Genomic DNA, 21,637 nt, shown 5'->3' on the forward strand with positions numbered 1-21,637 from the left:
GCGCACCCGGGCCCCTCGCCGGTCGGTGTGGCGGGATCAGCTCACTGGCTCAGCAGCTTCGTCGCCAGCGTGGCGGCGTTGTACGAGCCCCAGCCGGTGGTGAAGTCCCAGCCGGCGGCGGCGGAGTAGGCGCCGTTGCTGCCGCTGGTGATGTCGTGGAAGCCGGTGCCGCTCGCCTGGTAGAGGGCGGGGTTGGCGAAGCCCAGTCGGGCCTTGCCGGCGGCCGCGGCCTGCTGGTTGTAGAGCGCGGCGAAGGCCGCCCACTCGGGCGCCGCCGCGCTGGTGCCGCCCACCTGGCCCCAGCTGCCCTCGGAGTAGATGGACACGCCGGGCGAGGGGTTGGCGAGCGCCGCCACGTCCGGGACCTGCCGCTTGCCGCCGCCCTGGCTCTTCTGGACGGGCGTCTGCCAGCTCGGGATGGTGAACACGCTCGACTTGCCGCCACCGCCGCCGGACCACGCGGTCTCCCGGCTCCAGGCGTTGGCGGAGGTGACGGTCAAGGTGGTGCCGCCGACGCCGGTGACGTACGGGTCGCTCGCCGGGTAGTCGACGGCGGTGCCGCCGTTGCCCGCGTCGTCGGAGCCGCTGTCGCCGGAGGCGGCGAAGAAGCTCAGGCCCTCGGCCGCGCCCTGGGCGAAGACGGCGTCGACCGCGCTGATGTTGGAGCTGGTCCGCTGCGTCTCGGCGAGACCCCAGCTGATGGACGTCACGGGGATGCCGCTGTCCACGATCGCCTGGTAGGTGTCGACCTCGCCGGCGTCGGAGTTGGGCCCCTCGAAGACGGTGATCTTCGCGGCCGGGGCGATGGCGTTGAGCACCTCGATGTCCAGCTCGACCTCCACCTGGCCGCCGCCGAGCGGGCCGGAGCCGCCGCTCACCTTGTGCACGGTGGGGGCCGTGGAGCCGAGGCCGTAGTGGCTGTCGTACGTGGTGATGTTCGACTGCTGGAAGCCGTCGAACTCCAGCAGGGCGATCTGCTGGCCGCTGCCGGTGTAGGTGCCCGAGACGTTGTAGCCGCCCTTGATCTGCGCCGGGGTGTAGCCGCCGCCGGGGCCGTTGTGCGGGCTGACCGAGGCGGGCGCCTGGTGGTGGAGCTGGTTGCGGCTGTTGAGGCCGGAGACGTCGCTGACGAGGGCGCCGAGCGAGCCGGGAAGCGAGGGCGCGGCGTCGTTGGCGTAGAAGGAGCGGCCCGAGGCGCTGTCCTTCCACGTCGACAGCGTGGTGCCGAAGGCCTTCCGCAGCTGGGCCGCGGTGCCGCTCGCGTCGATCAGCAGGTTGCCGGAGTGCACGGTGCCGACGTGCAGCCCCTGGGAGCGCAGGTAGTCGGTGACCTTCCGGACGTCGGCGCCGCTGCGGCCGAAGCGCGCGGCGAACTGGGCCTTCGTCAGGTAGTGGCCGTAGGAGGCGGATGCGGGGTCGCTGACCTGCGCGACGAAGGCGTCCAGCGCCTTGCTGTCGCGGGGCGTCAGGCTGACCGCCACGGATATGCGGTCGGTCGCGGCGACGGCGCCGGTGCGCACCGCGTGGGCGCTCAGGCCGGGGAGCACGTCGCCGGGGAGCGCGACGCGGGCGGTGTCCGGCCGCTCCGCGGCGAAGGCGGCGGGGACGGCGGTCAGCAGCAGGGCCGGAGCGGCGGCAGCGGCCAGCAGTTTCAGCGTCAGGGTCACGGAGGTCCTCCATGGGGGTCTGGTCCGGGTGCGGTCCAGATCGTTCGGCTCCGGGTCGATGGGGCCGCAATCCACGCTAGGCAGCGGGGTGTTGCCGCATAAGCGGGGGAACCCTTGCGCCTGCCGTTAAGGATGTGTTTCCCGGGATGTCTGCGGCATGGAGGCCAGGACGTGCGCGAGCGCCGTCCGGGAGCGCACCCCGAATCTGCGGTAGAGCCGCGAGAGCGTGCCCTCGACCGTCTTGACGCTGATGAAGAGCTGGGCGGCGACCTCGCGGTTGGTCGCCCCGCCGCGGACCAGCTCGCTGATCCTGGCCTCGGCCGGGGTGAGCGCGGCGGCCGCGAGGGCGCCTGGCGTCCCGTCGACCCGGGCGAGTTCGGCGGCGGCGCGCTCGGCGAGCGGCAGCGCCCCGCCGTCCTCGGCCAGTTGCCGGGCCTGCGCCAGTACGGTCCGCGCGGCCGTACGGTGCCGTGCCCGGCGCTCGACCGTGCCGAGCGCGGTGAGCGTGCGCACCAGGTCCAGCGGCAGCTCCAGCGGGCGCAGCCGCTCGGCGGCGGACCGCAGCAGCTGCGCGCCCTCGCCGGGCCGGCCCCCGGCCGCCGCGCAGAGGCCCTCGGCCCGCTCCAGCGCGGCCAGGACGCTGTCCGGCATCCGCCCGGCGCGCCGGCGGGCCGCCCGCAGGACGCTCACGGCGGCGGCGGTCTCGCCGAGCCGTGCCAGCGCCTCGGCGAGGTCGGCGTACCAGCCGAGCAGGCAGGGGTCGGCGGCGCCCATCGCGGCCCCGAGGTCCACCGCCTCCCGCAGCGACTCCGCCCCGTCGGCGACATGCGCGCGTTCGCCCGTGAAGAGGCCGGTCTGCCCGAGCACGGCCAGCGAGCGGAGCAGGAAGAGCTGGTCGCCGTCCGCCCGCGCGGCGGCCACCGCGCGGACGGCGAGCGGCCGTGCCTCGGCCGCGGGGCCGCCGAAGGTCCGCGCGAGGGCCGACGCGTACAGGGCGGGGGCCGACCGCATGCCCGCCTCCGCGGCGATCGCGGAGCAGCGGGCCGCGGTGGCCAGCGCCTCCCGGCAGGCTCCGGCGCGCACCTGGACGCGGGTGAGCGCGACCAGCGAGGCCACGGTGGCCTCCACGCCGTCCGACTCCCCCGCCCCCAGCAGGAGTTCGTCCAGGTCGCGGCGGGCCTCGCCGACCCGGTCGGACTCCAGGGCCAGCACCGCCCGCATGCGGGTGAGGTCACGGCCGCGCGGGCCGTCGTCCGCGAGCGCCATCGCCCGCGCCAGCGCGGCCTCGGCGTCCGCGGCCTCGCCGGCGAGCGAGCGCACCCGGGCGAGCGTGGACAGCGCGGCGATCCGCAGCCCGCTGTTCCCGGCGCGTGCGGCGCACCGCTCGGCGCGCCCGGCGTGCCGGGCCGCCTCCTCCAGCGAGCCCGTCAGCAGGCCGCGCACCGCCGCCCAGTGGTAGAGCGGCGCCTCCAGCTCCGGCGCGCCCGCGGCGTCGCGCAGGCCCTCCTCGATGAGTTCGGCGTGGCCCCGCAGCGCCTGGCCCGCGCCGCGGAGCAGCACCAGCCGGGCGCGGACGCGGCCGCGGGGGGAGTCCGCGTGCGCGAGCACCGTGCGCGCGGCCCGCTCGCACTCCTCCCAGCGCCCGGCGTCGCACGCGAAGTCGGCGGCGTCCAGCAGGCGCTGGTCGTAGTCGGCGGGCCGGGAGGCGGGGGTCCTGCGCAGGGCGAGTTCGGCGAGCTCGACGGCGGCGTCCGGGTCGCCGTGGCCGCGGGCGGCGTGCGCGGCGGCCATCACGGCGGCGGCGACGGCGGCGTCCTCGCCGGGGTGGGCCAGCGCCAGGTGCCGTGCGGCCGCGGCGGGTTCGGTGACGGCGGCGGCCAGCCGGGCGTGCGCGGCGCGCCGCTCGCCCTCGGCGGCCGCGCTGTGGAGTGCCGCGCGCACCAGCGGGTGCCGGAAGCGCACGCGCTGCGCGGCGTCCGCCGCGGCGAGGCCCGCGCGGTCGGCCTCGGCGAGCGCGGCCTCCGGGTCGGGCACGCCCGCGGCCCGCAGCAGCGGCAGCGTCGGGCGTGCGGCCAGGCACGCCACGAGCAGGGCGCGCCGGGCCGCCGCGGACAGGCCGCCCGCGCCCTCCAGGACCCGGGCGCGCAGCGCGGCGGGCACCGGGAGGAAGCCGCCGTCCTCGGCGGGCACGCCGTCGCAGGGAGCGTGCCGGGCCAGCTCCAGGGCGTAGCAGGGGTTCCCGGCCGCGGTACGGAGCACGGCCCGCAGGACGCGCGGCGGCAGCCCGGCCCCGGCGGTGTGCAGCAGCCGCGCCACCTCGTCGTCGGGCAGCGGCGGTACCGCCAGCTCGGCGGTGTCCGGCGGATACCAGTCGGCGCGCTCGGGCCGCTCGCCCTCCGCGGTCCGCCGGGCGACGGCGATCCGGACGTCGGCGTCGTCGGTCCGCCGGGCGGCGAAGGCGAGGGCGTCGGCGCTGGGTCCGTCGAGCCACTGGACGCCGTCGAGGAGCAGCAGCACGGGCGCCCGGGCGGCCAGCCGGAGCAGCACGTCGCGCACGGCGACGCGCACCATGAGCCGGTCGGGCCGGGCGTCCGCCCCGCCGCCGCGTCCCAGCGCGGTCAGCAGACCGGCCCGCGGTCCGGACGGCAGCTCGGCGATCAGCGCGTCCGGCACCCGGGCGAAGAGGTCGACCAGGCCGAGGAAGGGCAGCTCCGCGTCCTCGGCCGCGGGCACGCACCGCAGGACGGTGACCCCCTCGTGCCGCAGGGCGGTTCCCACGGCGGCGAGCAGCGCGGACTTGCCGATGCCGGCGGGCCCGTGGACGAACAGCCCTCTGCGCTCCCGTAGTTGCCCGACCGCCTCCCGGACCAGTGCCTCCCGCCCCGCCGCACCGTCCGGGGCGGGACCCGCGTCCCCGTGCCAAGGGCCGGACGGGACATCGGGGGCGGCGGGGTCCGGCACGTCGTTGCCTCTCCTTCTGGTCGCGAGCCGGCCGTACGCGGCGGCCGGCTCCCTCGACCATTCCATGTGTTCATGACAACTACCGGAATACCGTGTGTCAATGCCGCGGGACGCTCCGCGACCCGGTCCGTACACGCCCGAAGGCCCCCGGCGCGCGGGGGCCTCGACGGTGGGGGCGGTCCGGCCGCGCGCCGCCGCCGCGGAGCCGCGGACAGGCGGGGCGGGGAGCACGCGGGCCCGGCCCATGGACCGAAGAGCGGCGCGACCTGCCGCGACGTCAGGTGGCCGCCCGCCGCCCCGGCCCCCGGGTGGCGGCGACCGGCGTGCGGAACGGGGACCCGCTCAGCCCGCGAACGGCTCGATCCGCGCCGGACCGCCCGCCGGGGTTGCCCGCCCGCGCCGTGACCGACCCGGACGTCGGCCGGCGGTCAGATCCCCCGGGGACGGGATCCGGCCACGGTGGAGGCGGATCCGCACGGCCTTGCGGCCGGTCACCGGCACGACGGCCGGTCACTGCTCACGGAAGCCGAGCGGGAGCCGGGCAGGCCAGGCCGCCGGGCGTCGGCGGCGGCAACCGGAGCCGGGCGAGAGCCCGGCAGGCCGGGCCGCCGGGCGGCGGCGGCCGCAGCCGGGCCGGAATCAGGCAGGCCGGGCCGCCGGGGGGACGATGTCGGCAACCGGAGCGGGGCGTCGGCGGCCGCAGCCGGGGCGGAATCAGGCGGGCCGGGCCGCCCGCCAGGGGACGGTGTCGGCGGCCGGGGCCGGGCGGGCAGGCAGCGAGAAGGCCTCGCGGCAGTGCGTGAGGTCGAGGACGCGGGCGACCGCGGAGGACACCGCGGTCACGTTCAGTTCGGCGCCGGTGGCCCGGGCCAGGGCGCGGGCGCGCAGCAGCGCGTTCAGCCCGGCGCAGTCGAAGAAGCCGACACCGGCGAGGTCGACGTCGACACCCTTCGGGGTGTCCGCCAGGCAGTCGGCGGCCGCCTGGTCGAGGATGCCGGCGCTGTCGAGATCGATCTCCCCGCGGACCGTCAGCAGCGTGCGGCCGTGGACTTCGGTCATCCGGATCGTGAGGCCGGACCGCAGGTGCCTGATCACGCGCGACACCGGCGGGGCCGTACGCCCCCGACCGGTCCCGCCGTACCGCGCGCCTTCGCGCGGGTGCTGTCCTTCAGCTGCCATCGACCATGACCTCCGCCGGTCTTCCCGTGTTCTCGCGACCCGTCCGCCGGAGGCCCGCGGCGGTCCTCGGCGGGCCGCCGGCTGCCGCGTCCGGGCGCCACCAGACTGTGCCCCGGCGGCACTCCTGTCAAGTAATGCGCGAAACGTGATTCGTGTTTTGGCTGACCTGAAACCGCTGTCGTACGATGATGCGCATGGACGATGCCGCCCGCCCCCGCACCGGATGGACCTTCCTGACCAACCACGCCCGCGTCCTGGCCACGATCGCCCGCGAACCGGCGGTCCGCGTCCGGGACATCGCGGCGCAGTGCATGCTGACCGAGCGTGCCGTGCAGAAGATCATCTCGGACCTGGAGTCGGACGGCTATCTCAGCCACACCCGCGTCGGCCGCACGAACATCTACGAGATCCCCACCGGCACATCGCTGCGCCACCCCGCCGACGCGGGTCCCACCGTCGCCGCGCTGCTCTCGCTCTTCTCGCTGGACTCGGCGGCGCAGCCGCAGGCGGAGGGCTCCGCGGCGTCCTGACGCCGCGGGAAACGGAGCCGCCGCCGCGCTCCCGCCCCCTGGCCCTCCCCCCGGCCCGCCGCTAGCGTCTTCCCGCAACGCCGGGGACCGGCGGGGCGGCCCGGACGACGGGACGACCGGGACGGGGGGCGTGATCATGGATCCCTTGACGGCGGTGACCGCGGGGCGGGCCGCGGCGGGGCGGCGGTTCGCGTTCTACCTCGCCGTGCAGCTGACGTCCGTCCTGGTGCCGGGCCTGGTCGCCGTCACCTGCTCGGGCCTGCTCCTCTTACGGGCCCGGCATCCGGACCACCTCGGCCGCTCCGTCGAGAGCGTCACCAGGACGCTGCACGGACCCGTCATGATCCTGGTCGACGTGACCTGGCTGGCCGCGGCGTACGTCCTCGGGTACGTCGGCCGTGAGCTGGCCTTCCGCCTGCTCGCCGCCGCCGAACTGGCCGCCCCCCGGCGGCGGGCGACGGCCGGGGCGCTGCGGGCGGAGCTGGAGGCCGTCTACGGGGTGGCGGCACTGCGCCGCTGCCTGGACGCGCACCCCCTGCTGGACCACCTGCTGAACGCGGCGGGCCGCACCGCCACGCCCGCCGAGAGCATGCGGCAGCCGGGCGGCGCGCTCCGCGCGGGCAACGCCTACGAGGCCTTCAACTACGCCAAGTCCTGGCTGCGCACGCACAGCCCCCAGCTCGCGCCGGACGCGAACGAGGCCGAGATCAACGTGCTGCTCTCCACCCTCCTGCCGCTCGCGCTCGGCACATGGACGGTGGTCGCGCTGGTGCCGCTCGGCCTCCCTCTCGCCGCGGCGCTCGTGCTGTCCGCCGCGGCCGCGGCCGCCCTCACCTTCGCCCAGGTGCTGCGCCTGCGCCGCATCGAGAGCTGGGAGGCGCTGCGCAATCTGTTGGAGGACCACGAGATGCGGCTCGCCGCCGGCCGGCTGCCCGCGCCCGCCGACCCGGCCCTCCCGGCTCCGGCGGCGGGGCCGGGCACGGAAGCCGCGGCGGATCAGGGCGGCGGGGCGGCGTAGTGGCGCAGATCGGGCAGGATGTCCTCGCGCACCGGCCCGGTCAGCGCGCACAGCGTCAGCCGCAGATCCCGCGCGGGCACCAGGTGCGCGGCCACCGCGCGGTGGTTGCCGTCGAGCAGGACGTGGCGGCCCGCGCCCGCCCGGTACGCCGGGACGGTCAGGTCCAGGGGGCCGCTTCCGGCCGCGAAGGCCTGCCGCAGCGAGACGACGGCGCGGCGGCGGTCCTCGGGCCAGCGGGGAAGGGCCCGTTCGGACTCGGCGACGCGCAGCGGGCGGCTCCCGGGCGCGTCCCACCGGCTCCCGGCCCCCGTACCGTCCGCGTACCAGACGGTGAACAGCTCCGCCAACCGCCGTCTGCCCGCGGTCCCTTCCAGGGTCTCCACCTCGACCCCGGCCCCCGCACGGGCGAGCAGCGCCCAGTCGAGCCGCGCCCGGATGTCCGCCCGGAAGAGCCCGGCGAAGTCACCGAGTTCCATCGGCGCTCCCCCGCGCCCGGCCGTCGCGCACCCGCGCGGCGAACCGCAGCGCCACCTGACGCCAGACCCGGGCGGCCTCCCCGTCGTCCCGGAGGGCGGCACGGTGCAGCTCGTCGCGGTCCACCCCGTAGCGCTCCAGCCGGGCCCGCGACCACCGGGCGATGTTCTCCGCCGCGGCCTCCGGGTGGAACTGCACGCCCCACGCGCACTGCCCGACGCGGAAGGCCTGGTAGGCGCACCGCTCGCTGCTCGCCAGCCAGCGCGCCCCGTGCGGCAGCCGCACGATCGCGTCCACGTGGTTCTCCACGGCGGTCGGCCGCGGCGCGAGCCCGCGGAACAGCGGGTCGTCCGCCGCCTCCTGGCGCAGCGTCAGCACCGTGCTGCCGAACTCCGGCTCCCCGTGCTCCCCCCGCACCGCCCCGCCGGCGACCTGGGCGAGCATCTGCCCGCCGAGGCAGATGCCGAAGACCGGCACCTCCCGCTCCAGCGCCTGCGCCACCAGATCCCGGGTCCGCGCCAGCCACGGGGCCCGGCGGTCGTCGTCGGGAAGATATCCGCCGCCCAGCACGACCAGCGCCGCGTGCCCCAGCCGCTCCGGCAGCGCCTCCCCCGCGTCCGCCCGCACCACGTCCATGCCGACACCGCCCTCGGCGAGCCAGCCGGACCACCGCCCGGGCCCGCCGTGCGGGCCGTTGCGCACCACCAGCGCCGTCGCCTCGGCAGCCATGATCCGGGCCCCCTTCCGTCCGCTCCGGCCCGGACACCTCCGCCACCCCGCGGCCCGGGCGGTGGGAAGCGTAGCCGCCACTCGCGGCGGCATCCAGAGCGGCGCCCGCCGGCGCCCGCCGGGGGCGGCTCCTCGCCGGTGCCGCCTCGGGCGGCCGACCGCTCACGTAGCATAGGACAAACGGACGTTTCACCCCGTACGGGTGGATGTCCGGTGCCCGCAGCGTGCCGGACGAAGGCGGTGAGCCCATGGGCACGTCGTCCACCGCGCGCCGGGCAGGACCCGGCGCGACGGCCATCGGAGTGCGGCTGCTGCCGTTCGTGGTCCTGGCCGTCGTCGGGGCGCTGCTCGTGGTCGCGGCGCCCGGGGACCACTACGGGCTGCTGCTGTCCGTCGTGCCCTTCCTCGCGGCGGCCGTGCACGGGGCGTACGTGACGGCGCTGCTCGGCGCCGCGGTGGTCGCCGTCTACGGCTCCCTCGGCCTGGCCCGGCAGGACGACGACATCGACGTGACGCTGATCAAGCTCGCCTTCCTGACGGTGGCCTCCGCGACAGCGGTGCTGTTCAGCCAGGCCCGGGCGCGGGAGAGAACGCTCAACAAGGCGCAGGACGTCGCCCTGGGACTGCAGCGCGGCCTCATGCCCGCCTCGCTGCCCGGCAACCACGCGGTCGAGGTGTGCCATCGCTACGTGCCCACCGACAGCGAGGCGGGTGTCGGGGGCGACTGGTGCGACGTGATCCGGCTGTCCGGGGCCCGGGTCGCGCTCGTCGTCGGCGACGTCGTCGGGCACGGTGTGCACGCGGCGGCCACCATGGGGCGGCTGCGCACCGCGGTGCGCACGCTGGCCGATCTCGATCTGCCGCCCGACGAGCTGCTGTCGCGGATGGACGACCTGGCCGCCCAGCTGGCGGACGAGGACGAGACCCGCGACCTCGGCGCGACGCTGCTGTACGCGGTGTACGACCCGGTCGCGTGCTCGTGCACGCTGGCCGGCGCGGGCCACCTGCCGCCCGCGGTGCTCGGGCCCGACGGGGGGCTGGACTTCCCGCAGCTGCCGGAGCACCCGCCGCTCGGCGTCGGCGGCACCCCCTTCGCCGCCACGACCCTGGACGTCGCCGACGGCACCGTGCTCGCGCTGTTCACCGACGGCCTGCTCGACCTGCGCCACCGCGCGCCGGAGGCGGCGTTCGCCGACATCGCCGCGGCGCTGCGGCCGGCGGGCCGCCCGCTGGCGGAGATCTGCGACAGCGTCTACCGGGTCGCGCCCGCGGACGGTGACGACGACGTCACGGTGCTGCTGGCCCGCACCCACGCGGTCGACGCCGGCCATGTGGCCGCGTGGGAATTCCCCGCGGACGCCCGCTCCCCCGCCGCGGCGCGCGCCGCGGGAAGCCGGCAGCTGGCCGAATGGGGCCTGGAGGAGGCGTCCTTCGCCACCGAGCTGATGGTCACCGAACTCGTGACCAACGCCGTGCGGTACGCCACCGGTCCCGTCGTCCTGCGGCTGGTCATGACGGACGCGCTCATCTGCGAGGTCTCCGACACCAGCAGCACCGCGCCGCACATGCGCCTGCCCCGCCTGCTCGACGAGGGGGGCCGCGGCCTCTACATCGTCGGCAGCCTGGCCCACCACTGGGGCACCCGCTACACCGCCACCGGGAAGACCATCTGGGTGGAGCAGTCCCTGCCGACCCCGCCGGACCGGGACGACGCGCCCGACCGGGGCGGCGCGGCGGCCTGATCCGGCGGACAGGTTCATCCGCCGGACGTGGTCCCGAAGGTGACCGTGTAGTAGCAGGCGCCCTTGCAGGCCATGGTCGCGGAGTCGTCGAAGGCGTAGGAGTAGGCGTACGGCTCGGCCCGCTTGAACACCTGCGTGTAGTCCACCGGCCACTTGGCGGGCACGCAGTTCTCGCGGCCCGCCCATGCGCCGCGGCAGCAGTAGGTGTCGCCGCCGAACGCGGCGCAGGGCGGCTTGCAGCCGACGACCCGGCCGCCCGAGCGGGCCTGCATCGCGGCCGGGCAGTCGACGCCGGAGGTGCAGGCGCCCTTGTAGCAGCCCGAGGGGCTGACCGGATCAGCGGTCGTGGTGTGGGAGACGTTGATGTACATGGGCAGGTTCGAGCCGTCGACCATGCTCACGTCGTAGAAGTCCATACCGGCGTACGCGTCGAAGGTGAACTCCCCCAGTGTGGTGGGCGGGTTGGCGCCGGTGCAGACGCTGGTGCAGTCGCCGGAGGCGCAGTGGCCCGCCGCGGTCGAGGCGCATCCGGTGCGGCCCCAGACACGGCCGCCCCAGCTGTTCGCCACGGTCACCGACATGCTCGCGCCCGGGGCCAGTTTGCGGCCCGCCGGGTAGGCCGGGGTGCCGGTGACGACGGCCCAGACCGTCTGCGGGGTCCGGTTGACGACCGTGATCAGGCGTTTTCCGGCCGGGGCCGCCGACGGCCGGGGCGCCGCGGTCCGCGCGGCGGCGGAATGCTCCGGTGCGCGGGGCGCCGTCGCGCCCGCCGTCGCGCTCGCCGTCGCCCGGGAGGAGGGCGTGAGCGTGGAGGGGGCCGGGGAGCGGCCCGGCGCCGTGGTGGACGGCCGGAGCCCGGCCGCGTCCGTACGGCCCGCGCCGTCGCCACGTCCCCCTCCGCCGCCGGACGACGTGGCGTAGGCGACGAGCACCGCGACCACCGCCGCCAGGGCGGCCGCCCCCGCGTACCACGCGCGCCGCTGCGACGGCCCCGCGCCGCGCCTTCTGCGTCCCCTTGCCATGGCTGCGCCTCTTCCTCGTGCCGTTCGCGGGCCGTCCCGCTCCCCTCGGAGACCGCGCGGGCCGCGGCCCGACAACGAAAAGGCCGGAGCAGCCTCGTCGCCGACGACGTTCCGCCCCCGCTCCCCCGGGGCCCGTTTCGCTCGCTTTGCACATAAGCCATCGCCAGGGAGCGCCAGTTTTGCCCCAAAGGCCGTGCACTTGGTCCAGTCTTGACCGGACGGCAGTCTTGACTTACGCCTAGAGCCAGCCAAATATGTGTGCTGCGCCACAGGAGATCACCGCCGCTCGCCGAGCACCCGGCACCGCCGGCGGTCTCCGCACCGGCCCGACGACGAGCGCGGCCCCGATCCGGCTCGGCGCCACGGGCGAACGGCTCCTCCCCCCACATTTTCCGGAGGCATATGTGCCGGCCATACCCACACTCCGACGCAGGACGCAGCTGCTGATCGCGTTCCTGCTCGCGGTCGCGATCGCGGTGCCGTTCCTCGGCACGACGGCGACCCGCGCCGCGGCGGCCTCGCCGGGGCCCTGCGACATCTACGCGTCCGGCGGCACGCCGTGCGCGGCGGCGTACAGCACCACCCGGGCGATGTTCTCCTCGTACAACGGCCCGCTGTACCAGATCCAGCGGGCCTCGGACAGCGGCACCCTGAACGTCGGCCTCGCCTCGGCCGGCGGCACGGTCGCCGCAGCGCCGCAGGTCTCCTTCTGCTCCGGCACGAAGTGCACCATCACCCGGCTGTACGACCAGACGTCCAACGCCAACAACCTGCCCGTCTCGCCCGGGAGTTCCTGCTCCGGCTGCTCGGGCAGCCTGTCCGGGCCGGGCCCGAACGGCTCGGACATCGGCGCGGACGCGATGGCGCTGCCGATCACGATCGGCGGCAGGGCCGCCTACGGTGTGCTGTTCGACAACATCGGCACCGGTTACCGCAACAACGCCGCCAGGAACGTGCCCACCGGGTCGCAGCCCGAGGGCATCTACATGCTGACGTCGTCGAACCTCACCAGCGGCAGCTGCTGCTTCGACTTCGGCTCGGCCGAGACCGACGACTCGGACGACGGCAACGCGACCATGAACGCGATCTACTACGGCTCGGCGTGCTGGACCGGCGGCTGCACGGGCTCCGGCCCCTGGGTCGGCGGCGACCTGGAGAACGGCATGTACTTCAGCGCGGCCGGCCCCAACCCGTCGAACATCCCGAGCGAGACCGGCTCGTTCGTGAGCGCCTGGGAGAAGAACAACGGCACCACGAACTTCACCCTGAAATACGGCAGCGGGCAGTCCGGTGGGCTGACCCAGGCGTATTCCGGCGCCCTGCCGAACGGCTACAACCCGATGAAGGTCCAGCCTTCCGTCGAGCTGGGCACGGGCGGCGACAACAGCCCCATGGGCACGGGTGAGTTCTTCGAGGGCGCCGTCACGAAGGGCTTCCCGAGCGACACGACCGAGAACGCCGTGCAGGCCAACATCACCGCGGCCGGCTACGCGAACAACACCACCACCTTCCCGGCGCCCACCCAGTCCACGATCAGCCTGAAATCCCACGCCAACGGCAAGTACGTGGACGCGCCCAACAGCACCACCTCGCTCATCGCCGACGCCACCTCGATCGGCACGAACGAGACCTTCACCATGGTCGCCAACAACAACGGCACCGTGAACTTCAAGGCGCAGTCCGACAACCAGTGGGTCACCGCCGAGAGCAACGGGAACGCGCCGCTGATCGCGAACCGCGGCGGGCCGGGCCCGTGGGAGACCTTCTACCTCCTCCACAACCCGGACGGCAGCGTGAGCTTCCGCGCCTACAACAACCAGCACCTCGTCACGGCCGAGAACGCCGGTGCGGCCGCGCTGATCGCCAACCGCACCGCGGTCGGCCCCTGGGAGGAGTTCGACCTCGTCACCCACTGACCCCGGCACCGCGCCGGCAACGGCGTCCGCCCCCGCCCCGCACCGGGGCGGGGGCGGACCTCACGGCCGGGGCTTGTGCGCGAAGACCCAGCGGTTGCCCTCCAGCGCGTCGTTCTGCTCGGGCAGCGGGCCGCGGCCGTGCAGGCGGGTGAAGTCGAAGGGGGTGCGGACCGAGGTGGTCCAGCCCCTGGCCGACAGGGCGCCCGCGGAGTCGGGGCGGGGCCGGCGGTCGAAGAGGGCGAGCAGGTCGATGCCGATCTGGCGGTGCGTGGCGAGGTAGAGCGGGCTGTCGCGGTAGTCCAGCAGGTCCCGCTCCAGCTTGACCTCGAACGCCAGCGCGCTGCCGGCCGTGGTCAGCCGGTCCACCATGTCGATCAGATACGTCTCGGCGGCGTGCGGCAGGTAGAACAGCAGGCCCTCGGCCAGCCAGACGCTCGGTGCGGCCGCGTCGAAGCCGGCGCCGGTCAGCGCCCCCACCCAGTCGTCGCGCAGATCGACCGGGATCGGCACGCGCGCCGCCCTCGGGGCGGCGGACACCCCGGCGAGCACCTGGTTCTTGAAGGCCAGCACGCCTTCCCGGTCGATCTCGTAGACCGTGCAGCCGTCCGGCCAGTCGAGCCGGTACGCCCGCGTGTCCAGCCCCGCCCCGAGCAGCACCACCTGGCGGGCCCCCGAGTCGCGCACCGAGCGGTGCACGAAGTCGTCGAGGACCCTGGTGCGCAGGCCGAAGTAGCGGGCGAACCGGCCCCACAGCGGGTTCGCGTCCCCGTCCGGGACCTCGTCGATACGCAGCGGCCACCGCGCGCACGCCGGCGCCGCCCGCACGAAGTGCTCCGCGTAGGGGTCCTGGGCCAGGCTGTCGGGCCGGTAGGTCTCGATCGCGCGTGCCGCGGCGACCATCAGCGCGGTCAGGCCGACGCCTCCCTGCACGTCCTCCAGACCGGTGTTCTGCTCCGTCGTGCCGACCACTGTGTACTCCCTTGGTATGAGTGACGTGCCCGCGGGCCGTACCGTCTCCCGCTCCCTCACCGCGCCCTCCCGTCCGGGATCAGCACGGGCTTGACCACCCGGCCCTCGTCGCAGTCGCGTTCGGCCTCGTTGACGGCGGAGAGCGGGTACGTGCGGATCAGCTCGTCGAACGGGAACCGGCCGGCCCGCCACAGGCCGATCAGCCGCGGGACGAGCAGACCCGGCACCGCGTCCCCCTCGCAGATGTGGGAGATCCGCCGCCCCCGGTCCAGCGCCCCCACCTCCAGCGGCAGCGCGCTGTGCAGCCGCGCCACCAGCCCGAGGTGGCCCCGTGGGCGCAGCGCCCGCAGCGCGTCGTTGATCAGCCGCTGCGAGCCGGTGGTGTCCAGCGCGTACTGCGCGCCGCCGTCGGTCAGCTGCCGGACCCGGTCGGGCAGCCCGGGCGCGGCGGCGTCCACGGCGGCCGCCCCCAGCCGCTCCGCGAGGGCCAGCCGCTGCGGGTGCCGGTCGACGGCCACCGTCACCGCCCCCGCCGCGGTGGCCGCCATCACCGCCGCCAGACCCACCGCGCCCGCGCCGAGGACGGCGACGGTGTCGCCCGCGCCCACGCCGAAGGAGTGCAGGACCGCGCCCGCGCCGGTGAGGAAGCCGCAGCCGAGCGGCCCGAGCAGTTCGAGGGGCAGCGACGGGTCGACCCGGACGGCGTTGCGGGCCGGGACCATCGCGTAGTCGGCGAACGACGACTGCCCGAACCACCGCGGCGCCAGCGCGCCCCCGGCCGTGTCGGTGAAGCGCGACGCGTTCTCCGCGCGGCCGCCGAAGAGGTTGAGCGAGGCGAAGGAGTCGCAGTACGCGGGCGCCGCGCCCCGGCAGTTGCGGCAGCGCCCGCAGGAGTCGAAGCTCAGTACGACGTGGTCGCCGGCGCTCAGCCCGGTGTCGGGCCCGCCCGTCTCCACGACGACCCCGGACCCCTCGTGGCCCAGCACCGCGGGCAGCGGCGAGCGGCCCGCCGAGCGCCGCACCGCGAGGTCGGTCCGGCACATCCCGCTGCCGGCGACCCGTACCAGGATCTCGCCGTCGGCCGGTCCCGACTCCAGCGCCACCTCCTCGACGGCGAACGGGCCGTCGTACGCGCGCAGCACCGCCGCCTCGAACCTCAGCGCCACGCCTGCCCTCCCGGCTCCGCGGCCGGCGGGCGGTGCAGGACGAAGGGCTGCAGATTCCCGTACAGCCCCCACGGGCCGCCCGCGATCCCGACGCCGCTCTCCTTGGTGCCCGCGAAGGGCTGGGCAAGGGACAGTTCGGCGTGGTGGTTGATCCAGGCCGTCCCGCACTCCAGCCGGGAGGCCACCTCCTCGGCCCGGTCCAGGTCGGTCCCCCAGACCGAGCCGCCCAGCCCGAAGCCGGTGGCGTTGGCCGCCGCGACGGCCTCGTCGACGCTCCCGTAGCGCACGACCGGCAGCACCGGCCCGAACTGCTCCTCCGTCACCACCGCGCTGCCGGGGCCGGCATCGGCGAGGACCGTCGGGGCGAAGAAGTAGCCCGGCCGGTCGAGCCGGTGGCCGCCGGCCGCGGCTGTGGCGCCGTCCGCGAGCGCGCGGGCGGTGCAGCTCTCCACCCGGGCGAGCTGGGCGGCGTTGTTGAGCGGCCCCAGTTGCGAGCGCGGGTCGAGACCGGGGCCGACGACGACGGACCGCGCGCGCTGCGCGAGGGCCTCGACCACCCGGTCGTGGAGCCGGGCGGGAACGTAGACCCGCTTGACCGCCATGCAGACCTGCCCGCAGTTGCGGAACGCCGCCCAGAACAGGCGGTCGGCGACCTGTTCGACGTCCACGTCGTCCAGCAGGACGGCGGCGTCGTTGCCGCCCAGTTCCAGGGTGACCCGGGCGAGCGTGGCCGCCGCGCCGGCGGCGACGGCCCGCCCGGTGGGGATCGAGCCGGTGAAGGTCACATGGCGGATGCCCAGGTGGGCGGCGAGGCGGGCGCCGAGGGGTTCACGGCCGGTGACGACCGTCAGCACACCCTCGGGCAGCGCGTCCGCGAGGACCGACGCCAGCAGCCGGGTGGCCAGCGGCGTGAACGGCGACGGTTTGAGCACCACCGTGTTGCCCGCGGCCAGCGCGGGTGCGAACTTCGCGGACGCGAGCTGGAGCGGGAAATTCCACGGCACGATCGCGGCGACCGGCCCGAGCGGGCGCCAGCGGACCTCGCTGCGCACCGGCCGGCCGTCCTCGATCGGCACGCGCCCGGGGTCCAGTTCGGCGAAGTAGCGCATACGGGCGGCCGTCCGGGCGACCTCCGCGTACGACTCGGCCAGGGGCTTGCCCTGCTCGCGGGTGAGCAGCGGCGCCAGGTCGGCGGCGGCCGCCTCCACCGCGCCGGCCGCGGCGAGCAGCGCGGCCGTACGGGCCGCCGGGTCGCTGCGCCACCCGGGCCAGGCCGCGCGGGCCCGGTCGACGGCGGCGTCCAGCGCGTCGGGTTGCTGGTCGGGGGCCTCGTCGAACGCCTCCCCCGTGGCGGGGTCGACGACCGCGAAGCACGCACCGCGGGCTTCCGGCACCGGGCGGCTCGCGGGTGGGCGGCCCGGCGCGGCTGCGGGCCCGCCCCGGTGCGCGCAGGGGAGATCCTGCCGGGCCTCCTGCCCGGGCAGCGGCTGATGCCTCGCCATGCCGGCGGTCAGCTCGCGGCGGCGACGCCGGCGGTCGTCTCCCGGGCATGCCGGTCCATCTCCGCCCGGAAGGCGGCCACCAGGTGCGGGCGGATCCTGCCGGTGTTGCGGTCGCCGCCGTCGCAGACCGCGCCGCGCACCCCCACGATGTCCGTGCCGATCCGGGTCAGCGCGCCGAGATCCCCGGCCTTGACGCTGCCGGCGAGCGCCGCGAGCAGGCCCGCCTCGTGGGCGAGCCGGACGAACTCCCCGCAGGCGTCCGGCGGAACATGGTCGAACAGCCCGCTGCCGTCCTTGACCGCGGTGTCGAGCATGGCCGCGTCGGAGCCGGAGCGGCGGGCGATGTCCGGGAGGGCGAGCGGGTTGACGCAGCCGATCCGGTGGGCGTCGGCGTAGCCCGAGGCCACCACGAACGCGTCCGGCCGGTAGTCCTTCACCGCCCGGACGACCCCGCGCATCACCTCGACGGCCTGCTCGGGGGTGGTGCACCCGTAGAGGCCGACCTTGATGTACGACGCCCCGGACACCACGGCGCCGAGTGCGGCCTGGGCCACCGTGCCGGGCTTGTACGGTACGTCGCCCACGGTGGCGGACACCGGGGTGCCGGCCGGGACCGCGCCGCGGATCTCCCGGATCACCCACGGGTAGTTCGCGCCGAGCGATCCCTCGTCGGGCTTCTTGACGTCCACGATGTCGAGGTGCTCGGCCGCCTTCGCGCAGTCGAGGGCCTCCTCGACGCTGTCCGGGGAGATGAGAAGCAACAACGGGGACTCCTTTTCCTCGCAGGGTCCGCCTGGCACACGGCAGTGGCGCGGACGCCGCCCGGATCACGTGCGGTCTGCTCATCATCAGGGCGCCTTCCGCCGTCCGGCAGAGCGCGCGGGGGCGGTGCGGGTCGCCGGCCGCACCACCTCGCGCCGTCCCCGCGCGCCGCCCACGCCGGTCCGGGACAGCGGCGGGCGGAAGCGGGCGGAAGCGGCTCGGGGGACCCCGTTCCCGCGCCGTGCACCGGAGGTGGCACGGTGTCAGACATGGTGATTCCCGCTCTCCCCCGGCAGCTCGCCCGCACCCACCGCTTCGCCCTCGGCGCGCCGTCCCGTTTCACCGTGGCGCCGGACGGCGCGGTCGTCCTCTTCCTGCGCAGCCGGGCCGGGGACGACCCGGTCGGGTGCCTGTGGGCACTCGACGTGGCGACCGGCCGGGAGCGGCTGCTGGCCGATCCCGCGGCACTGCTCGGCGGCGCGGCCGACGAGGTGCCGCCGCAGGAGCGGGTGCGGCGCGAGCGCGCCCGGGAGCAGGGCCTGGGGATCACCGGTTACGCCACCGACACGGCCGCCCGGCTGGCCGCGTTCGCGCTCTCCGGGCGGCTGTGGGTGGTGGACACCGGCTCCGGCGCCTGCCGGCGGCTCCCCGCCCGCGGGCCCGTGGTGGACCCGCGCCCGTCACCGGACGGCCGGCATGTCGCGTACGTCTGCGGCGGCGCGCTGCGGGTGATCGGCGCGGGTGGCGGCGGCGACCGGGCGGTGGCCGCGCCCGGTCCGGCGGAGGGTCCCGACGTCTTCTTCGGGCTGCCGGAGCACGCGGCGAGCGAGTCGATGGGCCGCGACCGCGGGTACTGGTGGGCGCCGGACGGGGAGCGGCTGCTGACCACCCGGGTGGACAACCGGGAGGTCCGGCTCCGGTACCTCACCGATCCGGCCGACCCGGCCGCGCCGCCGCGCACGATGCGCTACCCGCAGGTCGGCACGGCCAACGCGGACGTCACCCTGTGGATCGCCGACCTGGCGGGCGGCCGCCTGAAGGTCGGCTGGGACCGCGCCGCCTTCGAGTACCTGCCCGCGGCCGGCTGGGACGGGCACGGTCCGTTCGCCGCCGTGCTCAGCCGCGACCAGCGCATGCTGCGGCTGCTGGCCGTCGACCCGGCCGACGGTACGACCGCCGTACTGGCCGAGCGGCGCGACGAGCACTGGGTGGAGGTGCTGGTTCCGGGGGTGCCCGCGCGTACGGCGTCCGGCCTGGTGGTCGGTCCGCTGGACCGGGACGGGACCCGGCATCTGGGCGTCGGCGGCACGCCGGTCACCCCGGACGGGCTGCAACTGCGCGAGGTGGTCGCGGTGGACGGTGAGGAGGTGCTCTTCGCGGCCGCCGCGGAGCCCACCGAGCGCCACCTGTGGACGTACCACCCGGACCGGGGCGTACGCCGGTTGACCGACCGGCCGGGCGTGCACTCCGGCGTGCTGCGCGGCGGCACGCTGGTGCACACCGCCCGCACGCCGGACCGGCCGGGCGCGCACACCACCGTGCTGCGGCCGGACGAGCCGGGGGCCGTACCCGTCGCGATCGCCTCGTACGCCGAGCGGCCGCTGCTGGAACTGCGCGTCGGCCACGCCGCCGTCGGGCCGCGCGAGCTGCGCACGCACCTCTTCCTGCCGTCGTGGCACCGGCCCGGCGACGCGCCGCTGCCGGTGCTGGTCGACCCCTACGGCGGCCCCGCGACGCAGAAGGTGACGGCCGAGCAGAGCCCGCACGCCTTCGTCTCGCAGTGGTTCGCCGAGCAGGGCTTCGCGGTGCTGGTGGCGGACGGCGCGGGCACGCCCGGACGCGGCCCGCGCTGGGAGAAGGAGATCTCCGGGGACCTGGTCGGGCCGCCGCTGGCCGACCAGGTCGCCGCGCTGCACGCGACCGCCGGGCGCCACCCGGAGCTGGACCTCGGCCGGGTCGGCATCCGCGGCTGGTCGTTCGGCGGGACGCTGGCCGCCGCCGCGGTGCTGCGCCGCCCCGACGTCTTCCACGCCGCGGTGGCCGGCGCCCCGGTCACCGACCAGCGGCTGTACGACGCCTGCTGGAAGGAGCGCTTCCTCGGGCCGCCCGGCCTCCACCCGGAGCGCTACGAGGCGTCCTCGCTGCTCGCCGACGCCCCGGGGCTCAGCCGCCCGCTGCTGCTGGTGCACGGGCTGGCCGACGACAACGTCTTCGCGGCCGGCACACTGCGGCTGTCCGCCGCCCTGCTGGCCGCCGGAAAGCCGCACGAGGTGCTGCCGCTGAGCGGTGCGACGCACTCCGCACCGGCCGGCGACACGTTCGCCCGGCTGCTGGGCCACCAGCTGGACTTCCTCCGGCGGCACCTGCGGGCGGGGCGGTGACTCCCGGGGTCAGTGCCGTTGGCGGGGCATCTCCTGCGTGGCTCCGGGCACCTGCGGCATGGGCTGGGTGGCGGCCTCCGCCTGCGCGTTGACGTTGGCGAGCCGCGCCTCCTCCCGGAACTCCGGGTCCGCCGGCGCCGGCCTGGCGTCGGTGCGGAAGATGCCGGAGAGGTCGCCGAAGGTCTTCCGGCGCCACCGGGTGATGGCGTCGAAGGTGACCGGGCCCCTGCCCGAGAGCCCGCCCGCCGCCGTGATCGACTCGATGAGCCGCAGCGGCGAGGTGTGGTCGGAGACCTCGGAGAAGATGTGGCCGCCCACGGTCCACGGCGAGACCACGATGCACGGCACGCGGAAGCCGGCGCCGACCGGCAGCCCGCCGCCGGGGGTGCCCTTGGGCGAGGGGAGGCTCACGTACTCCTCGGGGTAGGCCCGGCGGTCCGGGATCGGCGGCGGGACGTGGTCGAAGAAGCCGTCGTTCTCGTCGTAGTTGATGACGAAGACCGTGGAATTCCACAGCTCCTCGTTCGCCGCGAGCGCCTCCAGCTTGGAGGCGAGGAAGTACGCGCCTGCGGCGGGGGTGTTCGGCGGGTGCTCGTCGGAGGCGTAGGGGCCGTCGGGGAAGAGCCATGTCACGTCGGCCAGGGTGCCGTTGGCGCAGTCCTCCTCGAAGCCGAGGTAGGGCGTGCCGGCCGGGGTCGGGTTGAGCGGGTCGCCCACGCCGCCGGGCGTGCCGTCGCCGAACAGGGTGCCGTTGAGCCGTATGCGGTTGTACAGCTCGGCCGGGACGAGGCCCGGCTCCTTGAAGTTGGCCCACCAGCTGAAGTAGTTGTAGCTGCCCGAGCTGGTGTACGTCTTGACCGTGTACCCGGCGTCGAAGAGCACCTCGGCCGCCGACTTCCAGGCCAGCGTGTTGGGCTGCACGGTCTCCAGGATCGGGCCGCCCTGCTTGCCCTGCGGGTCGTTGGTGCCCGACATCCAGATGGCCCGGTTGGGGTAGGTGGGCCCGAGCACCGAGCAGAAGTAGTGGTCGAGCAGGGTGAAGTTCTCGGCGAGCGCCCAGTGGAAGGGGATGTCCTCCTTCTTCAGGTAGCCCATCGTGTAGGAGCCCTTCACATCGCCGTCGGAGGCGAGGTGGGAGACCAGCCAGCCGTCCATCGCGCCCTCGTTCCAGGCGGCGTGCTGGTCGCGCCAGTCGTGCGAGAGCGAGGGGACGGCGGCGGCACCGGTGGTGACGGTGTCCATGTGGAAGGGCTCCAGCCAGCCGTCGGGGTTGGCCGGGTCGGGCTGCTGGAAGACGGAGTTGCCGTTCGGCAGCCTGCCGGCCTTCTTGTCGCTGAAGCCGCGCGCTCCCGGGAAGGTGCCGAAGTAGTGGTCGAAGGACCGGTTCTCCTGCATGACGTACACGACGTGCTTGATCTGGGAGAGGTCGAAGCTGCGGCGGCCGGCCGAGGCGGCGCGCGCCAGCTGCGCGGGCAGCACGCCGGACATTCCGGCGGCGGCGGCGATCGAGGCCGCCCCGGCGACGAAGGCACGCCGCGAGGTGAGGCGGCTGCTCGAAGGGGCGCTGTTGTCGGGCATGCGGGTTTCTTTCCTCGTCATGGGGTCGGGGCCGGGGCCGG

At 75.8% G+C, this 21,637-nt stretch carries 16 protein-coding genes; 5 read left to right on the forward strand and 11 right to left on the reverse strand.

Annotated elements, in window-relative coordinates:
• Positions 1-41 precede the first annotated feature (41 nt).
• The 3 genes from ACH4SL_RS21905 to ACH4SL_RS21915 form a co-directional block, all read right to left on the reverse strand.
• Positions 42-1,667, reverse strand: a complete 1,626-nt coding sequence (locus tag ACH4SL_RS21905) for a protease pro-enzyme activation domain-containing protein (RefSeq protein WP_398448017.1) — start codon at positions 1,665-1,667, stop codon at positions 42-44.
• 126 nt (positions 1,668-1,793) lie between these two features.
• A complete protein-coding gene (locus ACH4SL_RS21910; protein WP_398448019.1) occupies positions 1,794-4,694 on the reverse strand; it encodes an AAA family ATPase in 2,901 nt (966 codons plus the stop codon).
• Between the two features lie 648 nt (positions 4,695-5,342).
• A complete protein-coding gene (locus ACH4SL_RS21915; protein WP_398448021.1) occupies positions 5,343-5,687 on the reverse strand; it encodes an STAS domain-containing protein in 345 nt (114 codons plus the stop codon).
• A 314-nt stretch (positions 5,688-6,001) separates the two neighbouring features.
• Here ACH4SL_RS21915 and ACH4SL_RS21920 point away from each other — a divergent pair, with 314 nt between their 5' ends.
• Positions 6,002-6,337 carry a helix-turn-helix transcriptional regulator gene (locus tag ACH4SL_RS21920; protein ID WP_398448023.1) on the forward strand — a complete coding sequence of 112 codons (336 nt, stop codon included), beginning with the start codon at positions 6,002-6,004 and terminating at the stop codon, positions 6,335-6,337.
• A gap of 136 nt (positions 6,338-6,473) precedes the next feature.
• A complete protein-coding gene (locus ACH4SL_RS21925; RefSeq protein WP_398448025.1) occupies positions 6,474-7,355 on the forward strand; it encodes a hypothetical protein in 882 nt (293 codons plus the stop codon).
• Here the strand turns inward: ACH4SL_RS21925 and ACH4SL_RS21930 are convergent.
• Complete coding sequence (locus ACH4SL_RS21930) at positions 7,334-7,831, reverse strand: hypothetical protein (RefSeq protein WP_398448027.1); 498 nt, start codon at positions 7,829-7,831, stop codon at positions 7,334-7,336. The two genes, ACH4SL_RS21925 and ACH4SL_RS21930, sit on opposite strands and share 22 nt — an antisense overlap.
• Positions 7,818-8,558: a type 1 glutamine amidotransferase gene (locus ACH4SL_RS21935; RefSeq protein WP_398448029.1), complete on the reverse strand. Its 741-nt coding sequence runs from the start codon at positions 8,556-8,558 to the stop codon at positions 7,818-7,820. The genes ACH4SL_RS21930 and ACH4SL_RS21935 overlap by 14 nt, the downstream gene beginning before the upstream one ends.
• A gap of 248 nt (positions 8,559-8,806) precedes the next feature.
• Here ACH4SL_RS21935 and ACH4SL_RS21940 point away from each other — a divergent pair, with 248 nt between their 5' ends.
• Positions 8,807-10,300, forward strand: a complete 1,494-nt coding sequence (locus ACH4SL_RS21940; protein ID WP_398448031.1) for a SpoIIE family protein phosphatase — start codon at positions 8,807-8,809, stop codon at positions 10,298-10,300.
• A 14-nt stretch (positions 10,301-10,314) separates the two neighbouring features.
• Here the strand turns inward: ACH4SL_RS21940 and ACH4SL_RS21945 are convergent, their stop codons facing one another.
• Positions 10,315-11,322: a thaumatin family protein gene (locus ACH4SL_RS21945; protein ID WP_398448033.1), complete on the reverse strand. Its 1,008-nt coding sequence runs from the start codon at positions 11,320-11,322 to the stop codon at positions 10,315-10,317.
• Positions 11,323-11,726: 404 nt separating this feature from the next.
• Here ACH4SL_RS21945 and ACH4SL_RS21950 point away from each other — a divergent pair, with 404 nt between their 5' ends.
• Positions 11,727-13,238, forward strand: a complete 1,512-nt coding sequence (locus ACH4SL_RS21950) for an arabinofuranosidase catalytic domain-containing protein (protein WP_398448035.1) — start codon at positions 11,727-11,729, stop codon at positions 13,236-13,238.
• Between the two features lie 60 nt (positions 13,239-13,298).
• On the opposite strand, the gene ACH4SL_RS21955 is transcribed toward ACH4SL_RS21950, so the two are convergent.
• Genes ACH4SL_RS21955 through ACH4SL_RS21970 form a run of 4 tightly spaced genes read right to left on the reverse strand, consistent with a single transcriptional unit; the run spans position 13,299 to position 17,639 of the window.
• Positions 13,299-14,207: a class I SAM-dependent methyltransferase gene (locus tag ACH4SL_RS21955; protein ID WP_398448037.1), complete on the reverse strand. Its 909-nt coding sequence runs from the start codon at positions 14,205-14,207 to the stop codon at positions 13,299-13,301.
• A 56-nt stretch (positions 14,208-14,263) separates the two neighbouring features.
• A complete protein-coding gene (locus ACH4SL_RS21960; RefSeq protein ID WP_398448745.1) occupies positions 14,264-15,367 on the reverse strand; it encodes an alcohol dehydrogenase catalytic domain-containing protein in 1,104 nt (367 codons plus the stop codon).
• Complete coding sequence (locus ACH4SL_RS21965) at positions 15,364-16,875, reverse strand: aldehyde dehydrogenase family protein (protein ID WP_398448039.1); 1,512 nt, start codon at positions 16,873-16,875, stop codon at positions 15,364-15,366. Before ACH4SL_RS21965 ends, ACH4SL_RS21960 begins: the two co-directional genes overlap by 4 nt.
• A gap of 8 nt (positions 16,876-16,883) precedes the next feature.
• On the reverse strand, positions 16,884-17,639 hold the full coding sequence (locus ACH4SL_RS21970; protein WP_398448041.1) for a (5-formylfuran-3-yl)methyl phosphate synthase: 756 nt from the start codon (positions 17,637-17,639) through the stop codon (positions 16,884-16,886).
• Between the two features lie 267 nt (positions 17,640-17,906).
• On the opposite strand from ACH4SL_RS21970, the gene ACH4SL_RS21975 reads away from it, so the two are divergent.
• Positions 17,907-20,018 (forward strand): prolyl oligopeptidase family serine peptidase, encoded by a 2,112-nt coding sequence (locus ACH4SL_RS21975; RefSeq protein WP_398448043.1) that lies wholly within the window; start codon positions 17,907-17,909, stop codon positions 20,016-20,018.
• Between the two features lie 9 nt (positions 20,019-20,027).
• On the opposite strand, the gene ACH4SL_RS21980 is transcribed toward ACH4SL_RS21975, so the two are convergent.
• On the reverse strand, positions 20,028-21,596 hold the full coding sequence (locus tag ACH4SL_RS21980; protein WP_398448045.1) for an alkaline phosphatase family protein: 1,569 nt from the start codon (positions 21,594-21,596) through the stop codon (positions 20,028-20,030).
• Positions 21,597-21,637 lie beyond the last annotated feature (41 nt).

The sequence above is a fragment of the Streptomyces sp. NPDC021020 genome (genome assembly GCF_044333285.1).
Taxonomy (GTDB): Bacteria; Actinomycetota; Actinomycetes; order Streptomycetales; family Streptomycetaceae; genus Actinacidiphila.

Bases quoted from the DNA above. Each gene is read 5' to 3' on its own strand.
- ACH4SL_RS21910 (WP_398448019.1), bottom strand. From the start codon at position 4,694: ATGGAATGGTCGAGGGAGCCGGCCGCCGCGTACGGCCGGCTCGCGACC.
- ACH4SL_RS21915 (WP_398448021.1), bottom strand. From the start codon at position 5,687: ATGACCGAAGTCCACGGCCGCACGCTGCTGACGGTCCGCGGGGAGATC.
- ACH4SL_RS21920 (WP_398448023.1), top strand. From the start codon at position 6,002: ATGGACGATGCCGCCCGCCCCCGCACCGGATGGACCTTCCTGACCAAC.
- ACH4SL_RS21925 (WP_398448025.1), top strand. From the start codon at position 6,474: ATGGATCCCTTGACGGCGGTGACCGCGGGGCGGGCCGCGGCGGGGCGG.
- ACH4SL_RS21930 (WP_398448027.1), bottom strand. From the start codon at position 7,831: ATGGAACTCGGTGACTTCGCCGGGCTCTTCCGGGCGGACATCCGGGCG.
- ACH4SL_RS21935 (WP_398448029.1), bottom strand. From the start codon at position 8,558: ATGGCTGCCGAGGCGACGGCGCTGGTGGTGCGCAACGGCCCGCACGGC.
- ACH4SL_RS21940 (WP_398448031.1), top strand. From the start codon at position 8,807: ATGGGCACGTCGTCCACCGCGCGCCGGGCAGGACCCGGCGCGACGGCC.
- ACH4SL_RS21945 (WP_398448033.1), bottom strand. From the start codon at position 11,322: ATGGCAAGGGGACGCAGAAGGCGCGGCGCGGGGCCGTCGCAGCGGCGC.
- ACH4SL_RS21965 (WP_398448039.1), bottom strand. From the start codon at position 16,875: ATGGCGAGGCATCAGCCGCTGCCCGGGCAGGAGGCCCGGCAGGATCTC.
- ACH4SL_RS21975 (WP_398448043.1), top strand. From the start codon at position 17,907: ATGGTGATTCCCGCTCTCCCCCGGCAGCTCGCCCGCACCCACCGCTTC.
- ACH4SL_RS21980 (WP_398448045.1), bottom strand. From the start codon at position 21,596: ATGCCCGACAACAGCGCCCCTTCGAGCAGCCGCCTCACCTCGCGGCGT.